The following is a 15,105-nucleotide window of genomic DNA, read 5'->3' on the forward strand; positions in this document are numbered from 1 at the left end:
CACTTGCTTATTCCTTGGTCCAGATCCGGGTATTGAGATTTAAATCTTCAATTATTCCGGTCATCAACTTCATCATATTGATAATGATTCTGTAATCTTCTTCTTTCAGCAAGGAACCAAAAACAGCAGGTTCGAATAAGTCCATATTATTGAAAACAGCGATATACACCTGATTGTTCCTGAATGAAATAGCTATCTTAAAATTGATTCGCTTACTCATTTCCAATAAGCGTTCCATCATGGAAGGTGTTAAAATATAGCGGCACTCCTGTTCATCGGTACTGTAAACGGCGAATTTCTTCTCAAACTCGGGGTTTTCCAACTTCACCAGATTTCCCGGTCTGCTTGGATTCCATTGTTGGAATTTACGGCCTAATTTCCCCAGATAACGTTCCATCGTATCGATATCGACCATTGTTTCGCCATGAAAATTCTTATGAAAATCACTTGCAAACAACATTCCCTTGAAGATTGTATGCCAATGTTCCTGTCGATTTCCCTTACTATCCGTTGATACGGTTTTATATTCCGTGTGGATTTCACCGAATGCAAAATCAGTTGATTCAAATTTCCCTGAGATCGTATCTTCCGCTCTATGACGGTCATATCGTTGTGTGAAAATGCGGCTTTCGGTATATTCCGTCATCAGACTTCTGTTCGGGTCGTAGTCCAAACGTTCATCTACGAATTTCACTATCGCGGGAACCACTTTTCCTTTGAATTGGGCTTTAAACTTCTTATAAAAGCGCTGATGTCTGACAATCATGAAGACTAAACCGATAATCAAAATCAAACCTCCTGCAATTGCGAAGGGGATAAAATTCCTGGATCCTGAAACAAGCCATGTCCCCAGAACCATTAAAAGCAATCCGAAACAACTAAAAAACCCGATCCAAAACTTTTTGATGTATGACTTTCTTTCCTGTTCCAAAAAACCTAAATCTCCGGCAATCAGTTCAGCCTGAAGTTGTGCAAAATTGATTTCCATAGCTTAATCGTTGAATTTCAGGTATTCTTTTTTAGTCATGTTGTTTCGTTTGGCAATCACAGAAGAAGGAAACTGGAGTACTGCATTATTGAAGATCTCGATCGACATGTTGTAGGTTCTCCTGGAAGCTGCCAGCTGCTCTTCCATTTCATTCATACTTCGCTGCAACATCATGAATTGATCACTTGCTTTTAAATCCGGATAAGCTTCCGCTTTGATCAAAAACTGACTGAATTGGTTCTTTAATTCATGGTTGCTTTGTGCCAACGCTTCCGTATCCCTGGAACCGGATCTTAAAGCAGTTAATTTTTCCAGTAGTTCTTTCTCATGGGTCATGTAACCACTCACGCAAGATGTTAATTGAGGAATCAGATCAAACCGTTTTTTCAGCATGACATCAACAGAGGCAAACGCATTTTCAACCTGGTTTTCTTTGGCAACCAGGCCATTCTTAATTACAATTACCGCAATGAGTGGAACCAGGACCAATGCAGCCACTAAAATAATGATCAATAGCATAGAGGTGTTTTTTTGCCGAAGATAATCAGAGTCCAAAAAAAATCCCCCGAAATTTCGGAGGATTTTAGAATTATTTTCATTTTTGGTATACCTGCTTCTTGGTCATTTTATTTTAACGGCAACGCGTGGTATACGCAACTTATCCTGTTTTTATTTTTGGAAATTCATAATGGTCTTCTCAATGATCGCAACACATTCCATCAATTGATCTTCGGTCATCACCAAAGGTGGCGCAAAACGGATGATGTTCCCATGTGTCGGTTTGGCCAATAAACCGTTGTTTTTCAATTCCACACACAGATTCCACGCTGTTTTGCTTTGTTCCGTATCGTTTACAATAATCGCATTCAACAATCCTTTCCCGCGTACTTTTACAATCAGGTCTGCCTTTTCGATGATCCGGTTCATTTCCGCACGGAATAATTTCCCTAATCGCTCCGAGTTCTCAGCTAGTTTTTCATCTGTTACGACTTCCAAAGCGGCAATTGCAACTTTTGCAGCCAACGGATTTCCACCAAAAGTAGATCCATGTTGTCCCGGTTTGATTACCATCATGATGTCGTCGTTTGCAAAAACAGCAGAAACAGGATATACCCCTCCTGAAATGGCTTTCCCCAGAATTAAAATATCCGGTTTCACATTTTCATGGTCAACTGCCAGTAGTTTTCCGGTCCGTGCAATTCCTGTCTGGACCTCATCTGCAATAAACAGTATATTATTTTTGGAACACAATTCTTTTGCTCCGGCCAGGTAACCATCATCCGGAACATATACTCCAGCTTCTCCCTGGATAGGTTCTACCAGGAACCCAATCACATTCGGTTGTTTTGCAGCTTCGGCAAGTGCATCCAGATCATTGTATGGAATACGGATAAATCCGGGAGTGAACGGTCCGAAATGTGTATTCGCATCCGGGTCACTTGAGAACGAAATAATAGTGGTTGTTCTACCGTGAAAGTTTTGTTCACACACGATTATCTGTGCCTGGTTCTCGGCAACTCCTTTCTTTTCGTATCCCCATTTACGCGCAATCTTAATCGCCGTTTCAACAGCTTCTGCTCCCGAATTCATTGGAAGTACCTTGTCGAAACCAAAATATTCGGTTACAAACTTTTCATAAACGCCCAAGGTATCGTTATAAAAAGCTCGGGATGTCAGTGTAAGCGTTTGCGCCTGATCTGTCAATGCTTTTACGATTTTCGGGTGGCAATGCCCCTGGTTAACAGCCGAATAAGCCGATAAAAAGTCGAAATACTTTTTCCCTTCGACATCCCAAACATACACTCCTTCTCCTTTAGCAAGAACAACCGGAAGCGGGTGATAATTGTGTGCTCCATAGCGATCTTCCAATTGCATCAATTCTTCCGATGACAATTTGTCTAGTGTTACCATAACAATCTTTTTTTTAGCTACTATCACTCGTCGCGGAGAGCAATCATCCTTTCCTCATTTGCAGTCGCAGGAGAGAAATCATCCCGGGAATTACAAAGATAAATAATTATTCAGGTTAAAAAAATAGAAATTGGATTCGAATGTAATTGATTGATCTGTCATTGAATTAATCCGGAACGAACGCTTTTATTTCGTAGCTTTGCTTTGAATTTTAAATAAGTGCCCTTTGAAAAAAGTTCAATTTTCCAAACCTCAAGGTGAGTTCTTCTGTACTTTGAGGAAATCCGTTCAGAATTATTTTGACGAAAATCAATTGGAAACTTCAGGAAACTGGAAATTATACCTGAAAGCGTTTATCATCATTACTACTTACATTGCAATCTATTGTTCAATTATAGTCCTTCCCATTCCGGGATACCTGGCATTGATCCTATCTGCATCGCTGGGTTTTGTTCAGGCCCTTGTGGGTTTCAATATTATGCACGATGCGTGTCACGAAGCTTTTTCGAAAAACAAGGCAGTAAACTATTTCTTCGGTTTGTCTATGAACGCTTTGGGAAGTGATGCTTTTATGTGGAGACAAAAACACAACCTGGTTCACCATACCTATACAAACATTGACGGGATTGATGACGATATTTCAAAGACGCCGTTTCTCCGTATGAGTGAAACTCAACCCCGCTATAAAGCACATCGTTTCCAACATATCTACTTACCATTATTATACGGCATCTCTACTATCTACTGGGTGTTGGTTAAGGATTTTGAAGATTACATTTTAGGCTCCCGGTTTAATGTGGAAGTCGGCAAAATGAAACCATTGGATCATGTGATGTTCTGGACCACCCGAATAATTTATTTCGGACTTTATTTGGTGCTTCCATCTTTTGTTTGGGGTATCGGATGGACAATCCTGGGTTTCACTCTGATGCACATGATGCTTGGATTGACGATGTCTTTCGTGTTTCAATTGGCGCATGTTGTAGAAAATGTAGAGTTTGAACATGCTGAGGACGAATCATTGATGATCGAAAATGAATGGGCGGTTCACCAACTGGCAACTACCAGTGATTTTGCTGTGGATAACAAAGTTGTCAGCTGGTTAGTCGGTGGATTGAATTTCCAGGTGGAACACCATTTATTCCCTCGGATTTCACATATTCACTATCCTGAAATCCAAAAGATCGTAGCAAAGACCTGTAAAGAATTTGATGTAACCTATTATTCTTATGACAGTACGGGAAAAGCACTGGCTTCGCATTTCAGGCATATGAAGCGTTTGGGACAAAAATAAGTTTTGAGCAATTTTAAACCGAAAACACACCCTGTTTTTCTGTTCTAGGGTTTATAACCCTAGAAGGGTCATTTCTACAGGAATTGTATATTGACGCGCGCACGAACTTCCTTATTCAGCAACCAGATTCCACAAAACTTGGAAATACTGTTTTCCGAACCACAATTCAAAAGCAGGATCCAAAAATTCATACACCCCCGATTCATCCTTAATGATCATATCACGTCCTTCCAGGATTGAGCGGTTCTTGGATACATTTCTGGGAGTACCCAACGCGTATACCCGCATAACCGCTGCAGCCGTTAATTGCTTTTCCTTTTGGTAAATCGCTTTTAACAAATTAATTTGCGTGGTGCTCATTCCTTCAATTTCCCGCTGGTACAATGGCTGATTGGCAAACAGGAGCTCCGACAGTGCATTTTGAATAATCTGTTTGTCCACCATACCTCCCGGACGACATTGATTCCAAACGTAATGTGAAAGCTGCTGCACGTACCATGAATGGTTTTTCATCAAGCGGGGAATGACGGTTGCTCCTTCCTTTGTAATCTGTTTCCCTGTCTTTCTAAAACTCGACTGGATGAATTTTACCCAGGCCCCTTCTTTGATCTTAGGAAGCATCATTAAATCGCCGAACCGGTAAAACGGTTTCGATGGGTTATTGAAAATGGCTTCCAGCATATTGCGCTTACTACCAAACAGACAGTAAGAAACCAGTTTCTGTCGTTGCCAGATTGCCCGCATTTTCTTTTCCAGCGGTTCGTATTCCACCAGGTTTGTCAGGTTCTGAAATTCGTCCAGACAAATGACCATCCGGATACCCTTTTCCTTGGCAATCCGTTCCGGAAGATTTAAAATTTCATCCGCAAATTCGCGCACTTTTTCGTGTTCGTATTTGATGGTAAAATCCAGGTGCGGATTCACTCCTACATGCACTGTCGGTACCAGGTGTGACAAAAAACTTTTCGTGTCACGTACCCAATCCTCCCATTTAGTTGATGTTGCTTTAATCACTTCACGTGTGAATAATTCGAAGAAATCAACCTCATTGTTCACTGTAAACAAATCGAGAAGGACCGTTTTGCATTTTTTATCCGATTTATTGATCTCAATCAATACACGCTCAACCAAAGAGGATTTTCCCCAACGGCGCGGTGAGATCAGGATGGTATTGATTCCGCCCAACAAATTTTGTTTCAGACGATGAGCTTCCTCTTCCCGATTGGTATATCCTTCGGTACTTACCGTATTTCCGAAAATGAATGGCGAATAAATTTCCTGCATGTCCTAAAGATACAAATTTTTACCAAAAGGTATAATACCAAAAGGTACAATTCTAAATAATTAATAAAAAAAGAGGGACACGATACATCACGCCCCTCTCATTCGTTAAAACAAGGTCGGTTGATCATCCGGATCGTCCGGATCCTTTGTCAGGTCCCATTCGATAGTCGGGTTATCGTCTCCACTTTCTGAAACCGGGTTGTCAGCATCAGCTTCTTCCGATTCATTGTCGATATCCAGTTCCAATGGCTCTTCATCCGGCCAAGGTTCCGAACCTTCTATTTCATGTGTCAGGACTACTTCCTTCACTTTCAGTTTGGTCAACTGGTTTCCTTGTGCTTTCATTCCTTTCACGTCAATGAAATCAGCCAGGGCAACCTCATTATCCGGCAGGTTCTTTGTTTCCTTCAACAACTTATTGTAAACGATTCGCACAACCGGATTGAATGCCGTAGAAACACAATCCAAATAAGATCCTTCTGTTTCTGAAATGTAGGAAACCCGTTTGTCGGTTGTAATTTCACAGGTAAAACGCTTCACATAATGCAGGTCTTTCTCTCCGTCGTAATAAACGGCTGAAATAGGTCTGTCCGGAACCCATTTTTCTATGTGGATCATGTCCTCATCAAAATGAGTAGCCAGGTCAAATGTTGACAAGCGGTAATCTCCGTTTTTATAGAGCGTCAAAATACGGTCTTCTCCTTTGAAAGATCCCAGGAATTTTCCTCTTCCTTCATCATTCAAGCGTCCGACTACGGTATCGTACCAGATCTTGCGGGCAGCGAGCGTAGAGCCCCCAACTTCCTTCTGGGTAATCTTCTGAACAATTTCTTTTGTCACGCGGTTTCCTGCCGACTGCCGACCTTTGATCAACAAATCTCCCAAATCGATGTCAAAGCGCAAACGTTTCAAATGCGGTCTCGGACGAAGCATCACTGTAACCACTTCGCGCTCACCATTCGGATGAACGGAGAAATACAGCAGTTTCGAACCTTTGATCCCACGGGTCAAATCGTACTCCGTGTCACGCGTTACCGAATTCACGAAGAATCGTTTCATCATCGTTGCACCACCGGCACCATCCTGGTACATCACATGGTAAATCGTGCGTTTATCGCCCTTCTTCCAAACATCGGCATGCACGATTCCTTTGCCTACAAACTTCTTCTCCGAAACCTTGGTGACAATAAATTTCCCGGTATCGAAGAACACGATAATGTCATCAATCTCCGAACAATCGTTGACTGCTTCTGTCTTTTTCAATCCCCAGCCAATGAATCCTTCTTCGATGTCTACATATAATTTGCGATTGGCAATAATTACTTTCGTAGCGGCAATGTTGTCAAAAACTTTCATTTCCGTACGACGTTCTTTCCCCGCACCGAATCGCTTTTTCAAATCTTTGAAGTACTCTATGGCGTATTCAACCAAGTTCTCCAAATTCTTTTTCACTTCTTCCATTTCAGCTTCCAGCTTCGCAATCAGCTCGTCTGCTTTATCAGAATCGAAACGCGTAATGCGGATCATTGGAATTTGTGTCAGGCGTTGTAAATCTTCATCTACAATTTCACGGATAAACTGCTTCTTGAATTTCTCAAAACGCTTATACATGTATTGAAATAAGTTCTCTTTGTCGGAGTATAGCTTAAAGTCGATATACATTTCTTCCCGGATGAAGATCTTCTCCAGGGTTGAAAAATGCCATTGTGCTTCCAGTTCCGACAGGCGAATTTCCAATTCCCTGCGAAGAAGTGTCAGCGTATTATCAGTGTTGACTTTCAGAATTTCAGATACCCCCATAAACCGTGGTGTATCACCGTCAATCACAGAAGCATTCGGGGAAATGGAAACTTCACAATCTGTAAATGCATACAATGCGTCGATGGTTTTATCCGGTGAAACACCCGGAGCCAAATGAATGACAATTTCCGCTTCTGCAGCCGTATTGTCCTCAATTTTCTTGACTTTTATCTTTCCCTTGTCGTTTGCCTTTATGATACTTTCAATCAATGAACTTGTCGTACATCCAAAAGGAATTTCATTGATCATCAAGGTTTTATTGTCAACCTTTTTAATCTTTGCTCGAACACGGACTTTTCCTCCCCGCAAACCATCGTTGTAATTGGTGAAATCTGCCATTCCTCCATTGAGGAAATCCGGAAAGATCTCGACCTTTTTTCCACGCAAATGATTAATCGATTGCTCGATCAGTTCATTGAAATTATGCGGCAGAATCTTACAAGCCATTCCCACGGCAATACCTTCTGCTCCTTGAGCCAAAAGGATCGGAAATTTAACCGGCAGGTTATCCGGCTCCTTGTTTCGTCCATCGTAACTTAAAAGCCAATTCGTAGTCTTCGGATTAAACACTACATGACTGGCAAATTTGGAGAGGCGGGCTTCGATGTAACGGGGAGCTGCTGCTCCATCACCTGTCAGTGTATTCCCCCAGTTTCCCTGGCAATCAATTAACAGTTCCTTTTGCCCCAGCTGAACCAAGGCATCTCCAATCGATGCATCTCCATGCGGGTGATATTTCATCGTATTCCCGATCACGTTCGCTACTTTGTTGTAACGACCATCATCCAATTCTTTCATGGAGTGCAGAATTCTTCGCTGAACCGGTTTAAATCCATCATGCAAAGACGGAACAGCCCGTTCCAGGATCACATAAGATGCATAATCCAGGAACCAATTTTCATACAATCCGCTGAGTGGAATAATATTTTCATCTATGTGTTTGTGATCATCCGAACCAAAGGAAGAGCTTTCCTCACCTCCTTCATTCTCCAAATCATCATTTTCCGGATCTACCGGTCCAATTTCGTCTTCACTCATAGTTTGAAGATTAATTTCATTTTAGTTTCCCACATATCAAATTGAGTTTCTGCCCTGTGTTCCCGATACTCCCGACTGAAAAGTCGGGATACCCGAACTGACATGGCAGAAGTATCAAGATCGACATTATTCATAGCTTAAGAAGCTTTTTCTATTGGTTCCGTATTTTCATCATCCGATTGGGAATCTTCCAGGCTAACACTCTTTTCATCGTCTTTTTCCACACGGAGGTTCTCGATAATAAAATCCTGGCGCTCCGGAGTATTTTTCCCCATGAAATAAGACAGGATCGAATCGATGGAAGCATTTTTCGTCAGGATAACCGGTTCCAAGCGGATGTCATCCCCGATAAAGTGTTTAAACTCATCGGGAGAAATCTCTCCTAACCCCTTAAACCGGGTAATTTCCGGGTTTTTTCCCAACTCTGAAATTGCAGCTCTTCGTTCTTCCTCTGAATAACAATAGATCGTTTTCTTCTTGTTCCGGACGCGAAATAAGGGTGTCTGAAGCACATAAACGTGGTTTCGTTTCACCAGGTCAGGGAAAAACTGCAAAAAGAAGGTGAGCAACAACAAACGGATGTGCATTCCGTCAACATCGGCATCGGTTGCGATCACAATGTTGTTGTAACGCAGGTTATCCATGTCTTCTTCGATATCCAAAGCTGCCTGAATCAGGTTGAATTCTTCGTTTTCGTAAACGACTTTTTTGGTCAGACCATAGCAATTCAACGGTTTACCCCGCAACGAGAACACAGCCTGTGTATTTACGTCCCGTGATTTCGTAATCGATCCGCTTGCAGAATCCCCCTCGGTAATGAACAAAGTAGTCATCTCGCGCTTTTCATCCTTGAGATCGGTCAAATGCGTTCTGCAATCGCGCAGCTTTTTATTGTGCAAACTCGCTTTCTTCGCTCTGTCACGCGCCAACTTCCGGATTCCGGATAATTCTTTTCGTTCGCGTTCGGACTGTTTGATCTTTTTCTCAAGCGTATCTGCCACATCCGGGTGACGATGCAGGTAATTATCCAATTTATCTTTCAGGAAATCGTTGATGAATGCGCGCATGGATTTTCCATCCGGTTCAATTTCCTGCGAACCCAATTTTGTCTTGGTTTGGGATTCAAATACCGGTTCGATTACTTTTACCGCAATTGCAGCAACGATCGATTGGCGAATATCCGAAGCATCGTAATCTTTCTTGTAGAAATCGCGGATCACTTTCGCGATCGATTCCCTGAACGCACTTTGATGTGTTCCTCCCTGAGTAGTATGTTGACCGTTTACGAAAGAGTAATAATCTTCCCCATACGTTTTCCCATGTGTAAATGCCACTTCAATATCTTCCCCCTCCAAATGGATGATCGGGTAAAGCGGATCTCCGTCCATGTTGTCTTCCAGCAAATCCTTCAATCCGTCTTTCGACTGGTATTTTTCTCCGTTGAAATAGATTGCTAATCCACGGTTCAAATAACAGTAATTCCAAAACATCTTGATCAGGTAAGGCATTTTGAAAGCAAATTTCTTAAAAATCGATTCATCGGGAATAAACTCGAAGTAGGTTCCGTTCACTTCCGTCGTTTTTTCCAGGGGTAAATCCTCAACCAATTCTCCTCGGGAAAAAACAGCTTGTTTCTTCTCGCCATCCCTCACGGAATACACCATAAAATACTCGCTCAGAGCATTCACCGCCTTGGTACCAACTCCATTTAATCCGACAGACTTCTTAAATGCTTTGGAATCGTATTTTCCTCCCGTATTGATTTGGGAAACACAATCAATTACTTTCCCCAAGGGAATTCCACGTCCGAAATCGCGAACAGAAACTTTCCCGTCTTTCACCTTGATATCAATCCGTTTTCCATTCCCCATGACAAACTCATCAATGGAATTGTCAACAATTTCCTTCACCAGAATATAGATCCCATCATCTGCGGAAGCCCCATCTCCCAATTTCCCGATATACATACCAGGTCGCAGGCGAATATGCTCCTTCCAGTCCAGAGATCGTATATTATCTTCAGTATATTGATTTTCAGCCATAATATCGGATTCTGATAAGTCCCCAAAGATACTAACGGAAAGCTTTATTTAAACCATGATTTGTTACGAGTTATGAACGATGCAAGGTTAATTTCGTTTCCGGGAATTATACCGTTTTTTGGGTATTGTTCAGAGTCGTTCTAACGAATAATTTTACTCAAAACAAATCGCATGTGTCAATACAAAACAATCAACAACAATTCCTTCGGATGCCTCATTCAATGTAAAAACTGTGAACAATTTCACCTGGGATTCGGTACGGTTGTCCTCTCCCTTTCTTACGATGAACTCATCCGGTTTTCCGATCGGGTAAACGAGATTCATTCAATGCATTACACGGAAAACAAAGAAACCAACGAGAAAATTTACATGCATACAGACCATTCCAAAATGACACTTGCCTTTACCTACAAGGAATGGCTGAAGCTCTGCCAACTGCTGGAAGAATCACGCTTCATGCTGTATGCCAGCGAATTAATCGGACAGGCTTAATTATTCCGTTTCAACCAGCCTCTTTTCCAAAAAACGAACACCAAAAAGGCTGTAATTAAAATCATTATTCCCCACACAATGAAATAGCCGTAATCTGATTTAAGCTCCGGCATATATTCAAAATTCATTCCGTAAACCCCAACAATAAACGTTAAAGGGATAAAAATCGCACTGGTTACTGTCAGGACCTTCATGATCTCATTCATGCGCTGCCCCTGAATAGCATAATATAAATTCGCAATTCCGTCCAGCATTTGCTTTTGGGACTCGATTTCATCAATGAGACTGTAACAGGTATCTTTTAACTCCCTGAAATAATGAATATTATCCTCGATAATCATTTCGTTTTCCACACGATCCAGCTGCCCCATCAATTCTTTCATCGGGAAGACAATTTTACGCAGATCGAGTAATTTCCGCTTTTCCCATTCTACTTTACGCAATACTTCACTTTTCGGATTCCGCAGTACTATTTTATCCAACTTTTCGATGTTGGTGGAGATTTCCTCCACAACTTCCGTGTAATTATCAATAATCGCTTCCAGCATGCGAAACAGTAAAAAATCAGGTCCTTTGTAACGCACCTTTCCCCGCTTGCATTCAATGCGGTCTCGAACGGTCGGAAAGTGGTCCGAAGGCTTTTCCTGGAAGGAGATCAGGTAATTATCCCCAATAACAAAACTAATGCGTTCTTTTTTCAGATCGTAATGATTCGATCCTTCCTTTGGTAGCGCTGAGATAATGCTGAAAAACACATAATCGGAGTATTCTTCCAAATGCGTACGTTTTGCTTCTGCAAATAAATCTTCCTGGAGCAGTTTATCGATGCACAACCTATCACACAACTTCCTGATCGCTTCCTTATTTTCCATCGAGTGGAAATTCAACCAGTAAGTCGAATTCATGTCTTCAAAGGGACTGAACGTTTCTGCAAAATGTTTTTCCGAATTCTTCTCAAGTGAAAAGACATCCAGGTTATACTTGTAAAGTTGCGCTACTTGTGACATGGAACGAAAATAACAATTTTAATTGCGAATCACGAATAATTCCATTCGTTAAAAAGTGCATTGCCAAACAGACATCACAGACTTCGTTTCCGAGGGAATATCAGCACCTAAAACCCTTATCAGCAAGACCGGTTCGCACTATCGCGAATTCGGAACAAGATCATCCTCAAGAAGAAAAAAAGAACTGAATGAATTGTCAAATCACACCTTTCACTCAATTGATCCGACCCCTGAAATTTTCCTTTGAACAGAAACCAACAAGAATTGTATCCTTAATCAAAAAAACATGAAACCATCAGTCATTTTCCTGTTACTCCTTCCCTTCACTTGTTTTTGCCAAACAGATACACTTGTTGTTGAAATTATTTACGGCTCAAAACCTATCACCCAAGAAGAGCGTCATTGGTTCGGCGGGAAACTCGGCGGACACATCGGACTGAAAATCGGAGAAGACAGCGTCATGCATTTTGTTCCGGGAGGAAGAGTCGCTGCCACTAACTTCAATTCGGACACCGGGAACTACCTGATCTCCAGTAAAAGAAGTTTTTACCGTACCTTTTATTGCGATACCACGAAAACTTGCCGCATTTTCATACCTGTTACCAGAGCTCAAAAACAAAAACTGGTAAAGGATTCCGCACCTTTCCTGAAAAAAGGACCTTACCCCTATGCTTTTTTCGGAATGCGTTGTGCCGCTGCATGCTATCACCTGCTATCACTTGCAGATGTCACAAAAGACCGTTCCAGGAGCAGTATGACCTGGAAATTCTTCTACCCACGCAAACTGCGCAAATTCCTTTTCAAGGAAGCAAAATCCAAAGACTGGACCATTACACAAACCCCGGGATCGTCGAAACGGAAATGGGACCACGATTAATATCAAATGATGAAACGCTTACGCCACCGCTAAAGCTATAGCAACACGCGGTCAGCGTAGGCGCATGTAAAATTCAAAATCCTCTGAAAACACAAAAATCTTTTGAATTTCAAATTAATTCAAGAGCTTTTGATAACGTGTAAATTCCTTCACATTTGAAGAGCGTCTAAGCGCTGCCAAAACCTTCAATTTCTCATGCTCGGTTAAGTGCCAGGAAAGACTAATCCGATCTTTTTGCAGTTCCCGTAAATTCAGATTTACCGTTTTAACCGGGACATCGTACTTTTCCAGAATCAAGCGCAGCAATTCATCCTGATCGTAATCCTGGATACGGGGAAAGTTCGTAAACACGTTCGAAATCGGCGCGGTAAACTTATCGAAGAGTCCGAAAGAATGCGTTTGTTCATTATACATGATGCGTTTATTGTCCCGAATCTGAAGAATGACAACTCCCCGTGTATTTTTGCTGATCCAGGATTCCAGCCTCATCAGCCACTGAATAGTGATTTTGGTCCCAAAATTATCCCGCGCACCCGCATCCATTAATTCGATCTCGGGAACAGTTGGCAGACTCGTCATCGGAAGCACATAAGGAAAGGATGCATTCATACGCAACGCAGAAGAGAGGCGCAACTTTTCAGATTGCTGCTTCTTCAACAGTAAATGAATATCGATATTCTCCTGGACATGGTTGGTTTCCGGTGCCGGAGAAGCGGAATCCATCAAAAAACTTAAACCAAGTGATGAAATCATAATCCTACGTGCATCATTTACCACTGAAGGAGTTAAAATCAGATTTGGAATGATTCCCTTCTTTTCAAACACCCGAAAATACCTCAAGGGCCTATTGAGCCGCTGCCCTGTATTTTCATTCAGATCAGACTCAAAAGCCATTGCCCGGTCATAGCTGTATTCCGAATCTTCAAAACTGGATTGGTACCGGAAGAAGAGGTCATTTGTAGAAGCTGCAAACGACAGCTTGTTTAGCAGATCCTCAGAGATTTCCTCAAAGTACTTCTTATCGTTGAAATTCACTTTTTTTGTTTGGTAGTTCTCAAGCAAAAGCGAACGGTAATAGGACGCACCGACCGTACCTCCCGAGGCACCTGTTATCATCGCAATGTGTTTGGAAGATTTAAAATCACTCAGCGAATCGCACACACGCAATACCTGGAAAACCCAGGAAGCACTGCGTGAACCTCCCCCCGAAGTATTCACGATGACCAGTAAAGGCTTTTCCTCCCCTGTTTGACTCTTCCAGTTCTCCAAATACGAAATATAATTAGTGTAATCGTCTTCCCGGACTTTCCCGTTTTTGCTCATTTCATAAATCGCAGAATCCGTATAAACAGCCGGCTGATCATATGACAATCCATAAGCCTGGGTTTGAAATTTGAACATGTCAACCGTTTTGGACAAATAATTCATCAGCAGAAAGCACAAGATAAGAACCGGATAAGCCCAGACCCGCAGCCAGGACTGCAAAGCGCTCAGCAACATCAGAATGATCGTCATGAGTAAAACCACACTCATTCCTGCAGGAACATCCAAAAAGGTTTTTCCTCCGAATAAGCCGATCAGGATAAAGGTGAAAATAGTTGTGATCTCAAAAACAGTCGTAGAAATCCTGTTCTGATCAAAAACGGATTGAAGCAGAGATTGAGCATAATGTTTGGTAGAACGGCATTGCTGCACCCGCAACCCTCTTCCTATATACCAGTAGAGCCGTTGCCGGTTGGCACTTTTCACCTTGATCCGGTTCCTTTTCCCAAAGCGCAGCCAGCGGGTAGCCCGCACAGATTTATCTTCATCGTATCGTTTCAATTCAAACAGATTCTTATTGATCGGAAAGAAATAGAGTAATGAAATTCCGACAAACAGAAAAAACCCAAGTAAAAAACCCGAAACAAACAGAAGTACATTCAACCAGGATTCAAATTCCTCCATCCGCTGAAAACCAATGATCCGAACCACAAAAAACACAAGAAAAACAGTCGGAATAATACTGTTGTTGATGCAAAATCTCACAAACGGCTTATTCACCATTGCCAGGAACGGAAAACGGGAAGCCAGACGCATATAGGAATAGGAATGAAAAGCCATGGTCAATCCGCCGAACGAAAACCCGATAAGCAGGAAGGAGAAAAAACTGGTGCTACCCTGGTATTCCGGAGACAAGAACAGGTATGACAATCCGAACCCATTCCCCACCTTATCCAGGATCAGGAAAAAGAAAAATACCCAATAAAAAAACGCCAGCAGGTTATGCTTCAAATGATGCGCCAACAGAACAAAAGGAAAAAAGACCCTTATAAATTGGAAAGCATTGCTGGTAATATCTCGGAGTGCAGCCACAATCCCAATATTACGAA

General features: G+C 41.9%; 11 protein-coding genes. 3 read left to right on the forward strand and 8 right to left on the reverse strand.

Going from position 1 to position 15,105, the window contains the following annotated elements:
* Nucleotides 1-7: 7 nt before the first annotated feature.
* From FO442_RS03310 to rocD, 3 genes are all read right to left on the reverse strand, one after another.
* Complete coding sequence (locus FO442_RS03310; RefSeq protein WP_144331714.1) at nt 8-988, reverse strand: DUF3137 domain-containing protein; 981 nt, start codon at nt 986-988, stop codon at nt 8-10.
* A 3-nt stretch (nt 989-991) separates the two neighbouring features.
* Nucleotides 992-1,507: a LemA family protein gene (locus FO442_RS03315; protein ID WP_144331715.1), complete on the reverse strand. Its 516-nt coding sequence runs from the start codon at nt 1,505-1,507 to the stop codon at nt 992-994.
* A gap of 150 nt (nt 1,508-1,657) precedes the next feature.
* Complete coding sequence (gene rocD / locus FO442_RS03320) at nt 1,658-2,899, reverse strand: ornithine--oxo-acid transaminase (RefSeq protein WP_144331716.1); 1,242 nt, start codon at nt 2,897-2,899, stop codon at nt 1,658-1,660.
* A gap of 226 nt (nt 2,900-3,125) precedes the next feature.
* Here rocD and FO442_RS03325 point away from each other — a divergent pair, with 226 nt between their 5' ends.
* Entirely contained in the window at nt 3,126-4,193 is a 1,068-nt protein-coding gene (locus FO442_RS03325) for a fatty acid desaturase family protein (protein ID WP_186279859.1), read from the forward strand.
* Nucleotides 4,194-4,304: 111 nt separating this feature from the next.
* On the opposite strand, the gene FO442_RS03330 is transcribed toward FO442_RS03325, so the two are convergent.
* The 3 genes from FO442_RS03330 to FO442_RS03340 form a co-directional block, all read right to left on the reverse strand.
* A complete protein-coding gene (locus tag FO442_RS03330; protein ID WP_144331718.1) occupies nt 4,305-5,477 on the reverse strand; it encodes an AAA family ATPase in 1,173 nt (390 codons plus the stop codon).
* Nucleotides 5,478-5,582: 105 nt separating this feature from the next.
* A complete protein-coding gene (locus FO442_RS03335; protein WP_144331719.1) occupies nt 5,583-8,315 on the reverse strand; it encodes a DNA gyrase/topoisomerase IV subunit A in 2,733 nt (910 codons plus the stop codon).
* A 137-nt stretch (nt 8,316-8,452) separates the two neighbouring features.
* Nucleotides 8,453-10,357, reverse strand: a complete 1,905-nt coding sequence (locus tag FO442_RS03340) for a DNA topoisomerase IV subunit B (RefSeq protein ID WP_144331720.1) — start codon at nt 10,355-10,357, stop codon at nt 8,453-8,455.
* Between the two features lie 171 nt (nt 10,358-10,528).
* Here FO442_RS03340 and FO442_RS03345 point away from each other — a divergent pair, with 171 nt between their 5' ends.
* Complete coding sequence (locus tag FO442_RS03345; RefSeq protein ID WP_144331721.1) at nt 10,529-10,849, forward strand: DUF6686 family protein; 321 nt, start codon at nt 10,529-10,531, stop codon at nt 10,847-10,849.
* Here the strand turns inward: FO442_RS03345 and corA are convergent.
* Nucleotides 10,846-11,856, reverse strand: a complete 1,011-nt coding sequence (gene corA / locus FO442_RS03350) for a magnesium/cobalt transporter CorA (protein ID WP_144331722.1) — start codon at nt 11,854-11,856, stop codon at nt 10,846-10,848. The two genes, FO442_RS03345 and corA, sit on opposite strands and share 4 nt — an antisense overlap.
* Before the next feature lie 286 nt (nt 11,857-12,142).
* On the opposite strand from corA, the gene FO442_RS03355 reads away from it, so the two are divergent.
* A complete protein-coding gene (locus tag FO442_RS03355) occupies nt 12,143-12,733 on the forward strand; it encodes a hypothetical protein (protein WP_144331723.1) in 591 nt (196 codons plus the stop codon).
* A 114-nt stretch (nt 12,734-12,847) separates the two neighbouring features.
* Here FO442_RS03355 and FO442_RS03360 read toward each other — a convergent pair whose 3' ends face one another.
* Nucleotides 12,848-15,088, reverse strand: coding sequence for a hypothetical protein (locus FO442_RS03360; protein ID WP_144331724.1), 2,241 nt, complete (start codon nt 15,086-15,088; stop codon nt 12,848-12,850).
* Nucleotides 15,089-15,105: the final 17 nt, after the last annotated feature.

It is taken from the genome of Fluviicola chungangensis, assembly GCF_007558725.1.
Classification (GTDB): domain Bacteria; phylum Bacteroidota; class Bacteroidia; order Flavobacteriales_D; family Crocinitomicaceae; genus Fluviicola; species Fluviicola chungangensis.